The organism is Streptomyces sp. NPDC101160 (assembly GCF_044768205.1).
Lineage (GTDB): Bacteria > Actinomycetota > Actinomycetes > Streptomycetales > Streptomycetaceae > Streptomyces.
In genome coordinates this window covers 460,900-478,156 of sequence record NZ_JBIWPJ010000006.1, presented here as the reverse complement: position 1 = coordinate 478,156, position 17,257 = coordinate 460,900, and the positions used below count along the sequence as shown (strand labels likewise).

The window sequence follows — 17,257 nt, the reverse complement described above, 5'->3', positions numbered from 1 at the left end:
CCACGCTAGCGTCATTCCTGGCGTGCTGAACAGTGGGCCCCTTGACGTTGTTGCGATGATCGGGCGGTGACTTCGACGCACCAGACCCCCGAACCGCCTGGTCACGAGGGCCATGGCGGCCACGACCACCCCCACTCCCCCGGGCATTCCCACGGCCACGGCCACAGCCACGGGCCGGCCGCGCCCGTCTCGCGGCATCTGCGGAAGGTCATCGCCGCGGTCCTCATCCCGTTCGGCGCCGCCGTGCTCGTCGGGCTCGTGATGCTGTGGCCGGGCGGTACGCCGGCGCACCAGCGCACGGGCGTCGGCTTCGACCGGCAGACCGAGCAGGGCCGGGTGGTCTCCGTCGCGCACGTCGACTGCAAGGAGGTGCACGTCAGCTCCCCGGGTCAGTGCGAGAAGGCCACGGTCGAGGTCACCACGGGCCCGGACAGGGGCCGCACCTTCACCGAGGTCGTACAGCCCGACGCGCCGCGCCAACTCCACAAGGGACAGGGCGTGGTGGTCGCGTACGCCCCCGACGCGCCGCCCGAGCTGCAGTATTCGGTCACCGACATCAACCGGAAGCTGCCCGTCGCGCTGCTCGCCGGAATCTTCGCGCTCGCCGTCGTGGTCGTCGGCCGGATGCGCGGGGTGATGGCGCTGGTCGCGCTCGCCGCGAGCTTCCTGGTGCTGACCTTCTTCATCCTGCCGGCGATACTCCAGGGCTCGAATCCCCTGGTGGTCGCGGTCGTCGGGGCGAGCGCGATCATGCTGATCGCGCTCTACCTGTGCCACGGGCTCTCGGCGCGGACCTCGGTCGCGGTGCTCGGCACGCTGGTCTCGCTGCTGCTGACCGGTCTGCTCGGTTCGCTCTTCATCGGCTGGGGCTCGCTCAGCGGGAACACCGACGACAACACCGGTCTCATCCACAGCCTCTACCCGGACATCGACATGTCGGGACTGCTGCTCGCCGGCGTCATCATCGGCTCGCTCGGCGTGCTCGACGACGTGACGGTCACCCAGACCTCGGCCGTCTGGGAACTCCACCAGGCCGATTCGGGCATGGGACCGCGGGCGCTCTACCGGGCCGGCATCCGGATCGGCCGGGACCACATCGCCTCGGTGGTGAACACCCTGGTGCTCGCCTACGCCGGCGCGGCGCTGCCGCTGCTGCTGCTCTTCTCCATCGCGCAGAGCAGCGTGGGGACGGTGGCCAACAGCGAGCTGGTCGCCGAGGAGATCGTCCGCACGCTGGTCGGCTCGATCGGTCTGGTCGCGTCGGTGCCGGTCACCACCGGCCTCGCGGCCCTCGTGGTCGCGGCCGACCGCCCGGGTCCGGCGGGGCGGGTGGCACGCGGGGGAACGTCACGAGGGGTACGGGGCGGCCGGCGGCGCCGGGCGAAGTGACGGTACGGGGCGGGGCGAAGGAACCGTAGGGCGCCGGGCCGGGGGCGGGTCGGCGCGGGTCGGGCGTGGGGTGAGGCGCTCGGTCGGGACTCGGGGACCCGGCCGGGGCTCAGCCCGCGTTCTCCTCCGCGAGGATCCGGCCCAGTGCCGCCTCCAGGTGGTCCTCGAAGTCACCGAGCGTGCGTTCCTGACCGAGCGGTACGAGCTTGTCCGTACGGTCGAGGAAGGCGACGAGCGGCGGGGCGCTGGCCCGGAACAGGGCGCGGTCACCGCCGACCTGAAGCCGGATCATCACGTCGGACAGGCCCTCGGGTTCGGTCGGCGCGATGTGCACATCGCCGTCCCCGCTCGGCCTGTTGATCCCGTCGAGCAGCAGCTCGCGGCCGAACGCCCAGGTCACCGGCGCGTCTCCGGGGAGGTGGAAGGTCATCCGCACCGCGTACGGGTCGCGGGTCTCGTACCGCAGTTCCACCGGGATCCTGAAGGAGAGCTCCTCGGAGACGAGGAAGCTCATCAGGACCTCGGCCTGAACCGTCTCTCGCATCATGTACCCCGCAGTAAGTGGAAGTTTTGACGCAATCGTGCTGTAAGCCCTAGCAGATCACAAGGAGTGATTTTTCAGATACTGATAGAGAAGGCGAGCGAACTGAAGAGCCTTCCGATCTCGCAGCGTAGCCATTCGACTGCGGGCAGCAACCGTTCTTGCTGGTGAAGCGGGAGGGAAATCGCCATCGTGGCCGCCGTGGAGCCCGCCGTGATGGGAATGGCGGCACAGACCGTGCCGAGCGCATATTCCTGACGCTCCACCAGGGGCTCCATTCGCCCCAAACCTTCCAAACGGTCCAAAAAGGCACGCCGATTACGCACCGTATACGGGGTGATGGATTCCACCGGGTGGCGATCGAGGTGGTCTTGACGGCTCTTCGGATCGAGTTGGGAGAGCAGGCACTGCCCGATGGCGTGCGCGTGGCCGGTCTCCTTGAAGTTCGCCCACTCCTCGACCGCGGGGTTCGCGGGAGTGTCGGCGACGGAGACGAGCTCGATCTCGCCTTCGCGGTAGATCGCGAAGTAGACGGGGACGCCGATGACGTCCCGCCAGCGGGCGAGAGAGTCCTCGACCTTGGTGCGACGATTCTGCACAGCTCCGCCACCGACCAGACGGGCGACGGCGTCGCCGAGGACGAACACGCCCTTCTCGCGGCGCAGATAGCCCTCGTGCGTCAGGGTGCGGAGCAGGTGGTACGCGGTGGGAAGCGGGAGTCCCGCCTCGCGCGCGAGCTGTTTGGCGGGGGCCCCGTCCTCGTGGGAGCCCACGGCCTCGAGGAGTCTCAGCGCCCGCTGCACCGAGCCGATCAGAGTAGGAGCAGCGGGCTGCGAAGCAGTGGCCAAAGGTCACCCCCAGGCGTGTCGACGAGTGCGTCGCACCCGCCCGCGGGGGCCGCCCCCGCGCGCCCGCCGCGGCCTGGGACCGCGGAGGTTTCGCCTGTGGTTCCCGGGGCGGCAGAGGTCTGCCACTCTAATGGCAGGCCCCAGGGCCACATGGGTTTCTACCTGCGCGTTCCCCCGGCCGGGCTAACGCCCGGCGAGGCGTGCTACCAGTCCCCCCGCGAGGTGTTCGACGCCGTGAACTTCTTGACGACGTAGATGAGGCCGCCGACCAGCGCCACGAAGACCAGCACCTTGAAGAGCAGCCCGAACACGATGCTCAGCACCGTGGTGATCAGACCGCCGAAGACGGCCAGCGCGATGACGGGTATGGCGATCCACTTCACCCACCACGGCATCCCCGCGAGAATCTCCTTCACCGCCATTGCGCTTACCTCATCTCCGAAGAGCCCGGGCCCGTTGACCCGGTCGGCGCGCTCTGCGCCGGACACACTTCGATGCTAGGGGCGCACCCCGTGCGAGCGGGGGCCTCGCGGCCCCTGCTCTTCCCTGATCCGACCCCTAGGGGTCGGGGCGTTCAGGGAGCCGATCGGGTCGGGCGACCGGGGCGGGCGGCCGGTGTCATGCCTCCGGCGGCGAGAACACCACCAGGACCCGCAGGTCCTCGCTGATGTGATGGAACCTGTGCGTCACCCCCGCCGGCACGTAGACCACGCTGCCCCGCGCCACCGAGGTCGTCTCGTCCCCGACCGTGATCGAGGCCCGGCCGCTCACCACGAAGTACACCTCGTCCTGCCCGTGCGGCCCCTGCGGATCGGTCTGGCCCGCGTCGAGCGCGTACAGCCCGACCGACATGTTCCGCTCACGCAGGAACTGCAGATAGGCGCCTTCGTTGGCCGCCCGCTCCGCGTCCAGCTCGTCCAGCCGGAATGCCTTCATCCTTCGCCCGTCCTTAGTCCTTGGCTGTGGCCGGATCGTGCTGCCACGATCTGACACATGAAGAATTTCGTCCTCAAGACCCTCGCGAACGCGGGTGCCCTCGGGGTTGCCGTTTGGCTCCTCCAGGACATCACACTGACGGGTGACAGCACCGCGAAGAAGGCATGGACGCTGATCCTGGTCGCCCTGGTCTTCGGCCTGGTGAACTTCCTGGTGAAGCCGGTCGTGAAGCTCCTGACCTTTCCCCTCTTCGTCCTGACGCTCGGTCTGATCACCCTGGTCGTCAACGCCCTCATGCTGCTCCTGACGTCCTGGCTGGCCGACCAGCTCGACCTCAGCTTCCACGTCGAGGGCTTCTGGACCGCCGTGCTCGGCGGCCTGATCATCTCGGTCGTCTCCTGGGCGCTGAACGTCGTCCTCCCCGAATCCGACTGAGGCGGCCGTGACCTACCGCGTCTGTTTCGTCTGCACGGGCAACATCTGCCGCTCGCCGATGGCCGAGCACGTCTTCCGGGCCCGCGTGGCCGAGGCCGGTCTGGCCCACCTGGTGGAGGTGGACAGCGCGGGCACCGGAGGCTGGCACGAGGGCGACGGCGCCGACCCCCGCACGGTCGCCGTCCTGGACGAGAACGGCTACGGCTCCGCGCACACCGCCCGGCAGTTCCGAGCCTCCTGGTTCCCCGCGCTCGACCTGGTGATCGCCCTCGACGAGGGCCACGCGCGGGAGCTGCGGCGGCTCGCCCCGACACCCGAGGACGCCGCGAAGATACGGCTGCTGCGCTCCTACGACCCCGGAGCGGGAGCCGGTGCGGGGGCCGGAGCAGGGGCTGGTCTCGACGTGCCCGACCCGTACTACGGGGGCCGGGACGGCTTCGAGGAGTGCCTGGAGATGGTGGAGGCGGCGAGCGAGGGACTGCTCGCCGCCGTGTGCGAGCAAGTGAAGGAGCGCACGGCATGAGCAGCGCGGACGGCACGGCCGACGGCGGCATCGGCGACGGCACCCGGGCGGTACGGGCCGGCCTGCCCGAGCCGGTGAAGTACGAGCCCACCCTGCCGGGCCCGGTCTTCGCGGCCCACTTCCACCTGCCCGGCGAGCCCACCGGCCCGTACACCTACGGCCGCGACGAGAACCCCACCTGGACCCATCTGGAGCGCGCCGTCGGCGAGCTGGAGGCGCCGGGGGAGAGCGGCGTCGAGACGCTGGTCTTCGCGTCCGGCATGGCCGCGATCTCCGCCGTGCTGTTCTCTCAGCTCAAGGCCGGCGACGCCGTCGTCGTCCCGTCCGACGGCTACCAGGCCCTGCCGCTGGTTCACGAGCAGCTGCGCGCGTACGGCGTCGAGGTGCGCTCCGCGCCCACCGGCGGCGACGCCCAGCTGTCCGTCCTCGCCGGGGCGAAGCTGCTGTGGATCGAGACCCCGTCCAACCCGGGGCTCGACGTGTGCGACCTGCGCCGGATGGCGGCCGCCGCCCACGAGGCCGGCGCGCTCGTCGCCGTCGACAACACCCTGGCCACCCCGCTCGGCCAGCGCCCCCTCCAGCTGGGCGCCGACTTCTCGGTGGCCAGCGACACCAAGGGCATGACCGGGCACGGCGACGTCCTGCTCGGCCACGTCAGCTGCCGCGATCCGCGGCGGGCCGCCGAGGTCCGGCGCTGGCGCAAGATCGTCGGCGCCATCCCGGGCCCGATGGAGGCCTGGCTCGCGCACCGCTCGCTGGCCACACTCCAGCTGCGCCTCGACCGGCAGTGCGCCACCGCGCTCGCCCTCGCCGAGGCGCTCGCCGCGCATCCGGACGTCACCGGGCTGCGCTACCCGGGCCTGCCCGGGGACCCCTCGCACGAGGTGGCCGCCCGTCAGATGCGGCGCTTCGGCTCCGTCGTCTCCTTCGAGCTGCCCGACCGGGAGTGGGCCGAACGCTTCCTGGGCGCGCTGCGCCTGGTCGAGGAGGCGACCAGCTTCGGCGGGGTGCGGTCCACGGCCGAGCGGCGCGGCCGCTGGGGCGGGGACGCGGTGCCGGAGGGCTTCGTCCGCTTCTCGGTGGGCGCGGAGGACCCCGAGGACCTCATCGAGGACGTCCTGCGAGCCCTCGACGAGACCGCCAAGGACGCCGGACAGCGGCGGCCGGACAGCGGCCCCCGGACGGCGTGACAGGTGACAGGGGCGCTCCGAACCTCCCCCCTCGTGGCTCGGAGCGCCCCTGTTCCCCTTGCGGGTTCCTCTGCGGACAACCGCCCGAACAAGGCTAGTTGACTCTGCGTCAGTGTCCAATCACGGTAGCGACAGCGACCTATCGACTTATTTATAGTTGGACAGTTCAGTCGAACGGACGCAGGGCCGGGAGGGGGCGGACATGGATCTGACCCTGCTGCGCACCTTCGTCGCCGTGCACCGGGCCGGCTCCTTCACCCGCGCCGCGGCGCTCCTCGGCCTCTCCCAGCCGGCCGTCACCAGCCAGATCCGCACCCTTGAACGACAGCTCGGCCGCCCGCTCTTCCTCCGCCGGGCCCGCGGGGTCACCCCCACCACCATCGGCGACGAGCTCGCCCACCGCGCCGCCCCGCACCTGGACGCGCTGGTCGAGATCACCGAGACCGGCCTGGACGAGCAGAACGGCGTGCGCACCCTGCATGTCGCCGGGCCGCCCGAGTTCACCTCGGCACGGGTGCTGCCCGCGCTCACCCCGCTGGTCACCCAGGGCCTCGCCGTCCGGGTCTCACTGATCGGCAACGCTCCGGAGACCCTGGACGGGCTCGCCGCCGGCCACCACGACCTGGCCGTCGCCACCGCCCGCCCCCGCGGCGGGCTCCTGTCGGCCACCCCGCTCTGCGACGAGGAGCACGTCCTGGTCGCCGCCCCGCGCTGGGCCGCCCGGCTCTCCCCCGACGTGCTGCTCGGCGAGGGCGCGCTCGTCCTGGAGCAGCTGCCGGTGGTCGAGGTGCACGAGTCGCTGCCCTTCGTCTCCCGCTACTGGACGGCCGTCTTCGAGACCAAGCCGGCGGCCGCCGCGACCGTGATCGTCCCGGATCTGCGGGCCGTCCTGGAGTCCGCCGCCTCCGGTGCCGGTCTCGCCGTGCTGCCGCGCTATCTGTGCGAGCCGGAGCTGGCCCGGGGCCGTCTGGTGGCGCTGCTCGACCCGCCCGTGCCGCCGCTGCGCACCTACTTCGTCGTCGTCCGCACCGGCACCCTCGCCCTGCCGCACCTCGCGCGGGCCCATGAGCGGCTGCTCGCGGCCGCGGGGGAGTGGTGAGCGGCGGGACCGCCGCGTACTCCAGGACGGCATGCGTGTCAGGCCGGCATGCGTGTCAGGACAGCACGTGTTCCAGGACAGCACGTGTTTCAGGACAGCGAGGACGGGCCATTTTCCTTCCATGACCGAACGACCAGTGGTCAAGCGCACCGCACGCGCCATCCTGCTCGACGGGAACGACCTGATCCTCATCAAGCGCACCAAGCCGGGAGTCGATCCCTACTGGGTGACGCCCGGCGGCGGGGTCGAGCCCTCCGACTCGACGGTCGTCGAGGCCCTGCACCGCGAGGTCCACGAGGAACTCGGCGCCAAGATCACCGATGTGGTCCCCTGCTTCGTCGACACCGTCGAGCACATCGTCGACGGCGGCGTCTCCGGGGTGAAGGTGCAGCATTTCTTCGTCTGCCGCCTGGAGTCCATGGACCCCGCGCAGCGGCACGGCCCCGAGGTCGACGAGCCGACGGGCGAGTACGAGATCGTCCGGGTGCCGTTCACCCGGGTCGGCATCGCCGCCGTCCACCTCGTCCCGCTCTCGCTGCGCCACTACCTGGACGGCAACATCGAGGGCGTCCGCGCGATGCACGCGCCCGACCTGGGCTGACGGCACGTTTCTTCGGACGGTCTCGGCTCAGGCTCCGGTTCAGGCCGAGGTGACCAGCTCCCCCAGGTAGTCGTGGCGGATCCGGTCGGTGGGGATGCCGGCGCCCTTCAGGGCGTCGACCCCGCTGCGGATCATGCCGAGCGGCCCCGACAGATAGGCGTCGTACTCGGCCCAGGGCCCATAGCGGCACACGGCGTCCGGCAGGCGTCCCTGGTCCTCGGTGACCGGACGGACGGAGAGCCAGGGAAAGGTCTGCTGGAGCCGCAGCATCGTGTCGATGTCGTAGAGGTCGTGGCCGTTGCGGGCGCCGTAGAACACCTCGACGGGCCGCCGGTCGCCGTGCTCGGCGACGTCCTCGACCAGCGCCTTGATCGGCGCGATACCGGTCCCTCCGCCCAGACAGAGCAGCCCGTTGTCGGTCGAGTGGTCGACCGTCATCGAACCTGCGGGCGGGCCGAGCCGCAGCACGTCCCCGGGCCGGGCGCGATGGACGAGGGCGTTCGACACCCACCCCGCCGGCACGGCCTTCACATGGAGCGAGAGCAGCCCGTCCGGCCGGGGCGCCGAGGCGAAGGAGTAGTGCCGCCATATCCGCGGCCACCACGGGGTCTCCAGGGTCGTGTACTGCCCGGCGAGGAACGGGTACGGCTGGTCGGGCCGGAGGGTGACCACGGCGATGTCCGGGGTGCGCAGATCGTGGCTGACCACCTCGGCCTGCCACCAGGCCGGTGCCTCTGCCTCGTTCTCGGCGGCGGCGTCGATCATGATCTGCGAGATCGTCGTGTACGTACGGACCCAGGCCGCCTCGGTCTCGGCGTCCCAGACGCCCTCGGCGTACCGGGCGAGAGCCCCGATCAGCGCCTCGCCGACGGCCGGGTAGTGCTCCGGCCGGGTGCCGTACTTGCGGTGCCCGCGGCCCAGGTTCTGCAGGTACTCGGTCAGGACCCGGGTGTTGTCGAGGTGCTCGGCCGCCGTCAGCAGCGCCTTGAGCAGCCGGTCGCGCTGGGTGTCCATGGCCGGCGGGAACATCTCGCGCAGCCCTGGGCTGCCGATGAACAGCAGGGCGTAGAAGTACGAGGTCACCCGGTCGGCGACGGGGGCGATCTCGCTCAGGGTGCGCCGCACCAGGACGGCGTCGGGCGAGGGACCGCCCGCCGGGGCCGCGGCCGACGGCCCCGGAGGCTCAGCCTGTGCCGGTGGTCCGTCCGGCATCGGTGGTCGGTCCGGCACCGGTGGTCCGTCCGGTGCCGCTTCCGCCCCGGCCGGTGGTGCCGTTATTCGGGGCAGCGGCGCGTCCGTGGCCGCGGCCGGAGCTTCCTTCATGCCTTGCCTCCCCGCAGTCGGCCTCCGTGCTCGCAGGATGGCAGTTCTGAGGTCGCCCCGGACAGAAAGTGGGAATTCCGGTCAATCGGCGCCCGCGGAGGGCTAGGCTGCGCTGTTTCGGACCAGTGCGTAGGCCTCGCGCAGATCGGCTCCGCCGTAGCGGTGCGTCGCCAGGCCGGCCAGATGGTGGTCCGCGTTCACGGCCACGCTCTCCGGGACGATCGCGAAGAGCTCGGCGTCCGACATCGAGTCGCCGTACGCCACGCAGTCGGCGAGATCGAGCCCGAAGCGCCCGCAGAGCTCCCGGGCGATCCGCACCTTCGCCGAGGCGTTGAGGATGCCGGGCCGGTGGATCGGCTCGGTGAAGGGGACGGCCGGCCAGCGGGAGCCGTGGGCCGCGTCGAGTCCCCAGTCCAGGAGCCGTTCGACGAAGAAGTCGGGCGAGAGGGAGATGACCGCGCAGCGGCCGCCGCCGGCCCGGATCTCCGCCCACACCTCGCGGATGCCGGCCAGCCACGGTGCTCCCTCGAAGGCAGCCGTGACCTGCTCCGGGGTGAGTTCGGCCCACAGGGCATGGGCCTGTACGGCGAATTCGTCGGGGGTCATCCCGCGCACCAGGAAGTCCTGCTCCAGCCGCTCGATCTCCTCGCTCAACCCGAGCTGCCGGGAGATCTCCACCGCGGCCGCCGAGCCACGGATCAGCGTGCCGTCGAGATCGAAGAGATGCAGTCTGTGCCCGTCACGGGCGTGCGTCAGGTCAGCCACATGTGCCGAGGCTAGTACGAGCGAGGCGGCGGGAGGGGTGCGGCCACCCGGCGGCGGGGTGGCGCAGCCACGGGCTGGCGTTGTTTCACGTGAAACAACGCCAGGTCAACCCCGCTCCGCCGCGGTCCCTGTCAGGCCCGTAAAACCGGTGGACGCCTCCTCGGCACGTCGGCCAGCCTGGCCGTCATGCCGATCTCGCAGACCTCGCTCGACCAGCTCCCCATCCGGCGCCTCACCTCGGACGATCTCCTTGCCTGTGCCGATCTCTCCGAGGACCGGGGATGGGACCGGGAGGAGCACAAGTGGGGCCTGCTGCTCGCGGCGGGCACGGGTTACGGCGTCGACGACCCCGACGGCAAGGGACTGGTGACGGCCTGTGTCGTCACCTCGTACGGACCCGGGCTGGCCGCGATCGGCATGGTCCTGGTCGCCGAGCGGTACGCCCGCCGAGGCGTGGGCCGCCGGCTGATGCAGCACGTGCTCGGCGAGTACGACGGCACCCCGCTGACGCTGTACGCCACGCCCAACGGACAGCCGCTCTACGAGAAGCTGGGCTTCGCCGAGATCGGCACGTCGGAGCTGCTCAAGGGCCGCTTCAGCTTCGCCGAGCCGGCCTCCGAGGCCCCGGCCGGCACCTCGGTCCGGCCCGCGACCGCGGAGGACCTCCAGGCGATCCTGCGTCTCGACCGCGAGGTCTTCGGCGTCGACCGCACCCACCTCATCACCCGGCTGCCGGCCTTCGCCGACCAGTTGCGGGTCGCGGAGCGGGACGGCGAGCTCACCGGCTTCGCCGCCATCTGGCCGAACATGGACACCCATGTCGTCGGCCCGCTGATCGCCCGCGACCCGGCGACCGCCCAGCACCTGGTGACCTCCCTGGCCGACGCCACCGACCGCCCGCTGCGCACGGACGTCGACTCGGGACACACCGCCCTGCTCACCTGGCTCGAGGCGAACGGCGTGGGCCGGATCTTCACCACGGCCCTCATGGTCCGCTCGGTGCCCGGCCTGCCCGGCGACGGAAGCCGCCGCTTCGCCCCGCTGACCGTCGCGGCGGGGTGACGTGACGACCGGGCCTGGCCGCCCGGGGAAAATTAATTGCACACGCGGACTTTTGCGTCCCTTCGGCTACGCTGGTAGACACCGCTCCGGACCGAGGAGAGACCGAGGAAGCGAGGAGAGACCATGACCGCGACGGACCCCGCCCTGACGGCCCTCGCCCAGGGCTGGTGCGCCCTCTCGCTGCTGCACGGCAGGATCGAGTCGCACGTCGAGCGCGCCCTGGAGTCCCAGCACGGTCTGAGTGTCCGCGAGTACTCGCTGCTCGACGTGCTCAGCCGCCAGCACGACGGCCCCGGCGGCCATCTCCAGATGAAGCAGGTCGCCGACGCCGTGGTGCTCAGCCAGAGCGCGACCACACGGCTTGTCACCCGCCTGGAGGACCGCGGTCTGCTCACCCGGTATATCTGCGCCACCGACCGGCGCGGCATCTACACCGACGTCACCGAGGCCGGCCTGAAGCTGCTCGCCGAGGCCCGCCCCACGAACGACAAGGCGCTGCGCGAGGCCCTGGACGAGGCCGCCAGGAATCCCGAGCTCGCGCCGTTCGTCCGCGTCGTCGAGGACCTGGGCGTCCCGGCATGAGCGATCTGACGATCCGGCCCGCGGAGCGCGGCGACCTCCCCGCCGTCGTGGCGATGCTCGCCGACGACCCACTGGGCGCCCTGCGCGAGTCGCCCGACGACCTCACCCCGTACGCCGCCGCCTTCGACCGGCTCGACGGGGACCCTCATCAGCATGTCGTCGTGGCCGAACGCGCGGGGAAGGTCGTCGGCACGCTCCAGCTCACGATCATCCCCGGGCTCTCCCGGCGGGGCATGACCCGCTCGATCATCGAGGGCGTCCGCATCCACGCGGAGGAGCGCGGCAGCGGCCTCGGTACCCAGCTCATCGAGTGGGCGGTGGCGGAGTCCCGGCTGCAGGGCTGCGGCCTCGTGCAGCTGACCTCGGACGTCACCCGCACGGACGCCCACCGCTTCTACGAGCGGCTCGGCTTCGAGCCCTCGCACCTCGGCTTCAAGCTGAGCCTCTGACCAGGACGTCACGGGCGCGCTGTTTCACGTGAAACAGCGCGCTTCGCCGTCGTGCCGGCCGCGGGACCGTCAGAGACCGCGCCAGCCGCCCTCGTCCACACCGCCCGGCACGGCGTCCCCCTGCTCGTACGGCTCCCGGGTGAAGACGAAGGAGCCGAGGTCGAGATGGCTCACCGAGCCGTCCGGGCGCCGCACCACACGCAGCGTCTCGCCCTGGTAGTAGCCGTCGAGACCGACCCAGCCGCCCTCGGGCAGCGGCCGGAACTCGGCCCGCCGCCCGGCGCCCTTCAGCGGCTCCAGGCTCACTCCGCGCCCGGCGCCGACCCGCAACCCGTACGCGTAGGTCCCCCAGTACCAGGGCCCGGCGAGCGCGAGCAGCTCCGTGTCGACCTCGGCCTCGGGAAGGGGCCGCCACGGCTCCGGCAGCCGCGGCTCGGCCTCCGCCACGATCCGTACGAGATCGGCGGCCACGACGGACGGCAGAGGCCCGGAGGTGGCGTTCGCGAGGCACACCGCGGCCAGACCGTCCTCGACACTCACCCACAGCGTGGCGACGAAGCCCGGCAGCGAGCCCGTGTGGCCGACGAGCGTGCGGCCGTCCCTGCGCAGCAGCTGGAGCCCGAGGCCGTAACCCCCGTCCGGGTCACCGGCGGCCGGTGGCACCGACGGCACCCGCATCTCCTCGACGGACGCCCGGGAGAGCACCCGGTCGTCACCCTCGGCCAGGAACGCGGCGAACCGGCACAGGTCACCGACCGTCGACCACAACTGCCCGGCGGGCGCCATGATCCCCAGGTCCTCGGCCGGCTCCGGCATCATCACATCGGCCCACGGGTGCACCGCCCAGCCGCCTGCCGCCGGGGCGACCGGCTGAACGGTCGTCCGGCCGAGACCCAGCGGCTCCAGGATCCCGGTGCGCAGCGCCTCCTCCCACGGCACCCCGCGGACGGCCTCGACGAGCGAACCGAGCAGCGTGTAGCCGGGGTTGGAGTAGTGGAAGAGCCGCCCGGCCGGATGCACCGACGGCCGCTCCCCCAGCACGTCGGCCAGCTCCGGCCTGGTCGTCCCGGGCGTCCGCTCCCACCACGGCGCGGGCGTCTCGGCGGCGAGCCCGGAGCTGTGGCCGAGGAGTTGAGCGATCGTCACCTCGCCCACCCCGGTGCCCGGCAGGTGCTTCTCCAGCGGGTCTTCCAGACCGATCAGTCCTTCGTCCCGGAGCCGCATCACCAGAACCGCGGTGAACACCTTGGTGATCGAGCCGATCCGGAACTGCGTCCCGTCGTCGGGCGCGTGTCCGTCGACACAGCTGCGGGAGCCGAACCAGACCGTCCTGCCGTCCCGCACCACACCACCGACGAACGAGGGCGAGCGGCCCTCGGTCTGGGCGACGGCGATGCGGTGCAGCAGGGCACGTTCGGTGCTGGGCAGCGGGGCTTCGAAGGATGAGGTCATGCGACGATCATGCCGCGCGACCGCGCCGAACTCGATCAGGTTTGTGCCATGTCCACGAAGCGCGAGTAGTGGCCCTGGAAGGCCACGGTGATCGTCGCCGTCGGACCGTTACGGTGCTTGCCGACGATGATGTCGGCCTCGCCCGCGCGCGGGGACTCCTTCTCGTAGGCGTCCTCGCGGTGCAGCAGGATGACCATGTCGGCGTCCTGCTCGATCGAGCCGGACTCACGGAGGTCGGAGACCATCGGCTTCTTGTCGGTGCGCTGCTCGGGGCCTCGGTTCAGCTGGGAGAGCGCGATCACCGGGAGCTCCAGCTCCTTGGCGAGGAGCTTGAGGTTTCGCGACATCTCCGAGACCTCCTGCTGCCGGCTCTCGGCGCGCTTGGAGCCGCCGGCCTGCATCAGCTGGAGGTAGTCGATGATGACGAGCTTGATGCCGCTGCGCTGCTTGAGGCGGCGGCACTTGGCGCGGATCTCCATCATCGACAGGTTCGGCGAGTCGTCGATGTAGAGCGGGGCCTGCGAGACGTCCGGCATCCGGCGGGCGAGCCGGGTCCAGTCCTCGTCGGTCATGGTGCCGGAGCGCATGTGGTGCAGCGCCACCCGGGCCTCGGCCGAGAGCAGACGCATCGCGATCTCGTTGCGGCCCATTTCGAGGGAGAAGATGACGCTGGGCAGGTTGTGCTTGATGGAGGCGGCCCGGGCGAAGTCCAGCGCGAGCGTGGACTTACCCATGGCGGGACGGGCCGCGATGATGATCATCTGGCCGGGGTGCAGGCCGTTGGTGAGCGCGTCGAGGTCGGTGAAGCCGGTGGGCACACCGGTCATCTCGCCGCTGCGGGAGCCGATCGCCTCGATCTCGTCGAGCGCGCCCTCCATGATGTCGCCGAGCGGCAGGTAGTCCTCGGTGGTGCGCTGCTCGGTGACCTGGTAGATCTCCGCCTGGGCCCGGTTGACGATGTCGTCGACGTCGCCGTCGGCCGCGTATCCCATCTGCGTGATCTTCGTGCCGGCCTCCACGAGACGGCGCAGCACGGCCCGCTCGTGGACGATCTCCGCGTAGTACGAGGCGTTGGCGGCGGTCGGCACCGACTGGACGAGCGTGTGCAGATAGGAGGCGCCGCCGACCCGGGTGATCTCGCCGCGCTTGGTGAGCTCGGCGCCGACCGTGATGGGGTCGGCGGGCTCGCCCTTCGCGTAGAGGTCGAGGATCGCCGCGTAGACGGTCTCGTGGGCCGGCTTGTAGAAGTCGTGGCCCTTGATGATCTCGACGACGTCGGCGATGGCGTCCTTGGAGAGCAGCATGCCGCCGAGGACGGACTGCTCGGCGTCCAGGTCCTGCGGGGGAACACGCTCGAACGCGGACACGCCGCTGTCCCAGCCGCCCTCGCTGCCGCGCTCGTGCTGGTCCTCTCGGCCGCGGCCACGACCCCGGCCCTCGCCACCACCGCGGGTGCGCACGGGCAGCCGGTCACTCGGTCCGCTCTCGGCCCAGGGATCGTCCATGGGCTCGGGCATGCTCACCAAGCCACCTCCTCCCGTCCGCTCCGCGGACAACCGTTGCCACTCTCGCGCGTCGGGCGCCGGACCACGGTAGGCCCGCGGGCACCGTCAGCCAATCTGGTTATCCACAGGGCCTGTGGGTGAAGGCCCAGATGCTGTGGAGAACTCCGCGGAACCTGTGCACGGACCAGGGGACAGCTATGTGGACAAACTCATAACGCAGCTCACCCGACACCGCTGACCTGGTCTTTTTCCGTCCACGGGCTGTGGGGGAGAAAAACTTCCACACCCGGCTCAAGATCAGAACAAACGGCGCACACACGAAGGCGCTCTCGTAGGAAATGTAAGGACCTCCGAGCCATTGCATCTCTTACCTGTGGACGATTAGATTGAGCGCATGCATCAGGCTCCCGCGACCCTCAAGACCGCCCGGCGGCAACACGACCGCGAGATCCTCTCACTCGCCGTCCCGGCCTTCGGCGCACTCGTCGCCGAGCCTCTCTTCCTCATGGCCGACAGCGCCATCGTCGGCCACCTCGGCACCCCCCAGCTCGCCGGACTCGCCATCGCCTCGGCCCTGCTCTCCACCGCGGTGAGCGTGTTCATCTTCCTCGCCTACGCCACGACCGCGGCCGTCGCCCGCCGCGTCGGCGCGGGCGACCTCCAGGCCGCCATCCGCCAGGGCATCGACGGCATCTGGCTCGCCCTGATCCTCGGCGCCGCCGTGGTCGCCCTCACCCTGCCCACCGCGCCCTGGCTCGTCGACCTCTTCGGCGCCTCGGACACCGCCGCCCCCTACGCCGTCACCTATCTGCGGATCTCCATCCTCGGCATCCCCGCCATGCTCGTCGTGCTCGCCGCCACCGGCGTGCTGCGCGGCCTCCAGGACACCCGCACCCCGCTCTACGTCGCCATCGCCGGCTTCGCCGCAAACGCAGCCCTCAACCTCGGCCTCGTCTACGGCGCCGGACTCGGCATCGCGGGATCCGCCTGGGGTACGGTCATCGCCCAGCTCGGCATGTGCGCCGCCTATCTGTACGTGGTCGTCCGCGGCGCCAGAAAGCACGGCGCCTCCCTGCGCCCCGACGCCGCCGGCATCCGGGCCTGCGCCCAGGCCGGCGCTCCGCTCCTGGTCCGTACGCTCTCGCTGCGGGCCATCCTGATGATCGCCACCGCCGTCGCCGCCCGGCTCGGGGACGCCGATGTCGCCGCGCACCAGATCATCCTGTCCCTCTGGAGCCTGATGGCCTTCGCCCTCGACGCGATCGCCATCGCCGGACAGGCCATCATCGGGCGCTATCTCGGCGCCGACGACGCGGACGGCGCCCGCCAGGTCTGCCGCCGCATGGTCCAGTGGGGCGTGGTCTGCGGTATCGGCCTCGGCGTGCTGCTGATCCTCACCCGCCCGCTCTTCGTGCCGCTCTTCACCGACGACTCCGCGGTCCGCGACGTCCTGCTCCCGGCCCTGCTGGTCGTCGCGCTCTCCCAGCCGATCTCCGGCGTGGTCTTCGTACTGGACGGCGTCCTCATGGGCGCGGGCGACGGCCCCTATCTCGCCTGGGCCATGCTGCTCACCCTGGCCGTCTTCGCTCCGATCGCCCTGCTCGTGCCGAGTCTCGGCGGCGGGCTGACCGCGCTGTGGGGCGCGATGACCGTGATGATGACCGTCCGGATGGCGACGCTGTGGTGGCGCACCCGCTCGGGCCGCTGGCTGGTCACCGGCGCCACCCGCTGACCGCTCTGTGCTGTTTCACGTGAAACGACGGAGATGTTTCACGTGAAACAGCGGAAGGGCCGCACCCGAGGGGTGCGGCCCTTCTTGCTGCTGAGATCAGCGTTACGCGGCGACGACCTCGACGCCGAGCTTCGCGACAACCTCGGCGTGCAGACGCACGGACACCTGGTGCGAGCCCAGGGTCTTGATCGGCGAACCGAGCTCGACGCGACGCTTGTCGACGTCCGGGCCACCCGCGGTCTTGATCGCGGCGGCGACGTCGGCCTGGGTCACGGAACCGAAGAGACGGCCGGCCTCGCCGGAGCGAACGGCCAGACGGACCTTCGTGCCCTCGAGCTTGGCCTTGACCTCGTTGGCCTGCTCGATGGTCGCGATCTCGTGGATCTTGCGGGCGCGGCGGATCTGCGCCACGTCCTTCTCGCCACCCTTGGTCCAGCGGATCGCGAAACCGCGCGGGACCAGGTAGTTGCGAGCGTAGCCGTCCTTGACGTCAACGACGTCGCCGGCAGTGCCGAGGCCGGAGACCTCGTGGGTGAGGATGATCTTCATTTTTCGGTCACCCTTCCCTTAGCGCGCGGTGGACGTGTAGGGCAGCAGCGCCATCTCACGGCTGTTCTTGACGGCCGTGGCGACGTCACGCTGGTGCTGCGTGCAGTTGCCGGTCACGCGACGGGCACGGATCTTGCCGCGGTCGGAGATGAACTTCCGCAGCATGTTCGTGTCCTTGTAGTCGACGTACGCGACCTTGTCCTTGCAGAACGCGCAGACCTTCTTCTTAGGCTTGCGCACAGGCGGCTTCGCCATGGTGTTTCTCCTGTGTGATCA

The 17,257-nt window shown here is 70.9% G+C and carries 20 protein-coding genes; 10 read left to right on the top strand and 10 right to left on the bottom strand.

The features are described from left to right. The first annotated feature begins 66 nt into the window (after nt 1-66). Nucleotides 67-1,389 carry a YibE/F family protein gene (locus tag ACIRSU_RS21615; protein ID WP_403794436.1) on the top strand — a complete coding sequence of 441 codons (1,323 nt, stop codon included), beginning with the start codon at nt 67-69 and terminating at the stop codon, nt 1,387-1,389. A gap of 109 nt (nt 1,390-1,498) precedes the next feature. Here the strand turns inward: ACIRSU_RS21615 and ACIRSU_RS21610 are convergent, their stop codons facing one another. The 4 genes from ACIRSU_RS21610 to ACIRSU_RS21595 all read right to left on the bottom strand — a co-directional run bounded on the left by ACIRSU_RS21610 (nt 1,499) and on the right by ACIRSU_RS21595 (nt 3,714). After that, a complete protein-coding gene (locus ACIRSU_RS21610; RefSeq protein WP_403794939.1) occupies nt 1,499-1,933 on the bottom strand; it encodes an SsgA family sporulation/cell division regulator in 435 nt (144 codons plus the stop codon). Between the two features lie 74 nt (nt 1,934-2,007). Further along, the gene (locus tag ACIRSU_RS21605; protein WP_403794434.1) at nt 2,008-2,778 is read right to left on the bottom strand and encodes an IclR family transcriptional regulator; all 771 of its coding nucleotides are present in this window, start codon (nt 2,776-2,778) and stop codon (nt 2,008-2,010) included. A gap of 203 nt (nt 2,779-2,981) precedes the next feature. Then, entirely contained in the window at nt 2,982-3,194 is a 213-nt protein-coding gene (locus ACIRSU_RS21600) for a DUF5326 family protein (protein ID WP_403794936.1), read from the bottom strand. A 202-nt stretch (nt 3,195-3,396) separates the two neighbouring features. Next, on the bottom strand, nt 3,397-3,714 hold the full coding sequence (locus ACIRSU_RS21595) for a cupin domain-containing protein (RefSeq protein ID WP_403794432.1): 318 nt from the start codon (nt 3,712-3,714) through the stop codon (nt 3,397-3,399). A gap of 57 nt (nt 3,715-3,771) precedes the next feature. Between ACIRSU_RS21595 and ACIRSU_RS21590 the strand changes: the two genes are divergently transcribed. The 5 genes from ACIRSU_RS21590 to ACIRSU_RS21570 all read left to right on the top strand — a co-directional run bounded on the left by ACIRSU_RS21590 (nt 3,772) and on the right by ACIRSU_RS21570 (nt 7,562). Continuing rightward, the gene (locus ACIRSU_RS21590) at nt 3,772-4,149 is read left to right on the top strand and encodes a phage holin family protein (protein ID WP_403794428.1); all 378 of its coding nucleotides are present in this window, start codon (nt 3,772-3,774) and stop codon (nt 4,147-4,149) included. Nucleotides 4,150-4,156: 7 nt separating this feature from the next. Beyond that, on the top strand, nt 4,157-4,672 hold the full coding sequence (locus ACIRSU_RS21585; RefSeq protein WP_403794426.1) for a low molecular weight protein-tyrosine-phosphatase: 516 nt from the start codon (nt 4,157-4,159) through the stop codon (nt 4,670-4,672). After that, entirely contained in the window at nt 4,669-5,862 is a 1,194-nt protein-coding gene (locus ACIRSU_RS21580; RefSeq protein ID WP_403794425.1) for a cystathionine gamma-lyase, read from the top strand. The genes ACIRSU_RS21585 and ACIRSU_RS21580 overlap by 4 nt, the downstream gene beginning before the upstream one ends. 202 nt (nt 5,863-6,064) lie before the next feature. Next, nucleotides 6,065-6,961 carry a LysR family transcriptional regulator gene (locus ACIRSU_RS21575; protein ID WP_403794422.1) on the top strand — a complete coding sequence of 299 codons (897 nt, stop codon included), beginning with the start codon at nt 6,065-6,067 and terminating at the stop codon, nt 6,959-6,961. 121 nt (nt 6,962-7,082) lie between these two features. Next, nucleotides 7,083-7,562: an NUDIX domain-containing protein gene (locus tag ACIRSU_RS21570; protein WP_403794420.1), complete on the top strand. Its 480-nt coding sequence runs from the start codon at nt 7,083-7,085 to the stop codon at nt 7,560-7,562. Between the two features lie 39 nt (nt 7,563-7,601). Here the strand turns inward: ACIRSU_RS21570 and ACIRSU_RS21565 are convergent, their stop codons facing one another. Then, nucleotides 7,602-8,885, bottom strand: a complete 1,284-nt coding sequence (locus tag ACIRSU_RS21565; protein ID WP_403794417.1) for a globin domain-containing protein — start codon at nt 8,883-8,885, stop codon at nt 7,602-7,604. A gap of 102 nt (nt 8,886-8,987) precedes the next feature. After that, nucleotides 8,988-9,650 carry an HAD family hydrolase gene (locus ACIRSU_RS21560; protein ID WP_403794414.1) on the bottom strand — a complete coding sequence of 221 codons (663 nt, stop codon included), beginning with the start codon at nt 9,648-9,650 and terminating at the stop codon, nt 8,988-8,990. A 186-nt stretch (nt 9,651-9,836) separates the two neighbouring features. Here ACIRSU_RS21560 and ACIRSU_RS21555 point away from each other — a divergent pair, with 186 nt between their 5' ends. From ACIRSU_RS21555 to ACIRSU_RS21545, 3 genes are all read left to right on the top strand, one after another. After that, the gene (locus ACIRSU_RS21555; RefSeq protein WP_403794412.1) at nt 9,837-10,712 is read left to right on the top strand and encodes a GNAT family N-acetyltransferase; all 876 of its coding nucleotides are present in this window, start codon (nt 9,837-9,839) and stop codon (nt 10,710-10,712) included. 123 nt (nt 10,713-10,835) lie between these two features. Further along, a complete protein-coding gene (locus tag ACIRSU_RS21550) occupies nt 10,836-11,294 on the top strand; it encodes a MarR family winged helix-turn-helix transcriptional regulator (RefSeq protein ID WP_403794409.1) in 459 nt (152 codons plus the stop codon). Next, on the top strand, nt 11,291-11,743 hold the full coding sequence (locus ACIRSU_RS21545) for a GNAT family N-acetyltransferase (protein ID WP_403794408.1): 453 nt from the start codon (nt 11,291-11,293) through the stop codon (nt 11,741-11,743). The genes ACIRSU_RS21550 and ACIRSU_RS21545 overlap by 4 nt, the downstream gene beginning before the upstream one ends. A gap of 69 nt (nt 11,744-11,812) precedes the next feature. On the opposite strand, the gene ACIRSU_RS21540 is transcribed toward ACIRSU_RS21545, so the two are convergent. Together ACIRSU_RS21540 and dnaB are read right to left on the bottom strand one after the other, a co-directional pair. Further along, nucleotides 11,813-13,195 carry a serine hydrolase domain-containing protein gene (locus ACIRSU_RS21540; protein ID WP_403794405.1) on the bottom strand — a complete coding sequence of 461 codons (1,383 nt, stop codon included), beginning with the start codon at nt 13,193-13,195 and terminating at the stop codon, nt 11,813-11,815. Between the two features lie 35 nt (nt 13,196-13,230). Next, nucleotides 13,231-14,718: a replicative DNA helicase gene (gene dnaB / locus ACIRSU_RS21535; RefSeq protein ID WP_403794402.1), complete on the bottom strand. Its 1,488-nt coding sequence runs from the start codon at nt 14,716-14,718 to the stop codon at nt 13,231-13,233. Between the two features lie 376 nt (nt 14,719-15,094). Here dnaB and ACIRSU_RS21530 point away from each other — a divergent pair, with 376 nt between their 5' ends. Then, nucleotides 15,095-16,432, top strand: coding sequence for an MATE family efflux transporter (locus tag ACIRSU_RS21530; protein ID WP_403794399.1), 1,338 nt, complete (start codon nt 15,095-15,097; stop codon nt 16,430-16,432). A 102-nt stretch (nt 16,433-16,534) separates the two neighbouring features. Here ACIRSU_RS21530 and rplI read toward each other — a convergent pair whose 3' ends face one another. After that, nucleotides 16,535-16,981, bottom strand: coding sequence for a 50S ribosomal protein L9 (gene rplI / locus ACIRSU_RS21525; RefSeq protein WP_403794397.1), 447 nt, complete (start codon nt 16,979-16,981; stop codon nt 16,535-16,537). Between the two features lie 18 nt (nt 16,982-16,999). Next, the gene (gene rpsR / locus ACIRSU_RS21520; RefSeq protein ID WP_128983236.1) at nt 17,000-17,236 is read right to left on the bottom strand and encodes a 30S ribosomal protein S18; all 237 of its coding nucleotides are present in this window, start codon (nt 17,234-17,236) and stop codon (nt 17,000-17,002) included. Nucleotides 17,237-17,257 lie beyond the last annotated feature (21 nt).

What these genes read in the sequence shown, in the direction of transcription:
- ACIRSU_RS21610 (WP_403794939.1), bottom strand. Translation starts at nt 1,933, where the DNA reads ATGCGAGAGACGGTTCAGGCCGAGGTCCTGATGAGCTTCCTCGTCTCC.
- ACIRSU_RS21595 (WP_403794432.1), bottom strand. Translation starts at nt 3,714, where the DNA reads ATGAAGGCATTCCGGCTGGACGAGCTGGACGCGGAGCGGGCGGCCAAC.
- ACIRSU_RS21590 (WP_403794428.1), top strand. Translation starts at nt 3,772, where the DNA reads ATGAAGAATTTCGTCCTCAAGACCCTCGCGAACGCGGGTGCCCTCGGG.
- ACIRSU_RS21580 (WP_403794425.1), top strand. Translation starts at nt 4,669, where the DNA reads ATGAGCAGCGCGGACGGCACGGCCGACGGCGGCATCGGCGACGGCACC.
- ACIRSU_RS21575 (WP_403794422.1), top strand. Translation starts at nt 6,065, where the DNA reads ATGGATCTGACCCTGCTGCGCACCTTCGTCGCCGTGCACCGGGCCGGC.
- ACIRSU_RS21570 (WP_403794420.1), top strand. Translation starts at nt 7,083, where the DNA reads ATGACCGAACGACCAGTGGTCAAGCGCACCGCACGCGCCATCCTGCTC.
- ACIRSU_RS21565 (WP_403794417.1), bottom strand. Translation starts at nt 8,885, where the DNA reads ATGAAGGAAGCTCCGGCCGCGGCCACGGACGCGCCGCTGCCCCGAATA.
- ACIRSU_RS21555 (WP_403794412.1), top strand. Translation starts at nt 9,837, where the DNA reads ATGCCGATCTCGCAGACCTCGCTCGACCAGCTCCCCATCCGGCGCCTC.
- ACIRSU_RS21550 (WP_403794409.1), top strand. Translation starts at nt 10,836, where the DNA reads ATGACCGCGACGGACCCCGCCCTGACGGCCCTCGCCCAGGGCTGGTGC.
- ACIRSU_RS21545 (WP_403794408.1), top strand. Translation starts at nt 11,291, where the DNA reads ATGAGCGATCTGACGATCCGGCCCGCGGAGCGCGGCGACCTCCCCGCC.
- ACIRSU_RS21540 (WP_403794405.1), bottom strand. Translation starts at nt 13,195, where the DNA reads ATGACCTCATCCTTCGAAGCCCCGCTGCCCAGCACCGAACGTGCCCTG.
- ACIRSU_RS21530 (WP_403794399.1), top strand. Translation starts at nt 15,095, where the DNA reads ATGCATCAGGCTCCCGCGACCCTCAAGACCGCCCGGCGGCAACACGAC.
- rplI (WP_403794397.1), bottom strand. Translation starts at nt 16,981, where the DNA reads ATGAAGATCATCCTCACCCACGAGGTCTCCGGCCTCGGCACTGCCGGC.
- rpsR (WP_128983236.1), bottom strand. Translation starts at nt 17,236, where the DNA reads ATGGCGAAGCCGCCTGTGCGCAAGCCTAAGAAGAAGGTCTGCGCGTTC.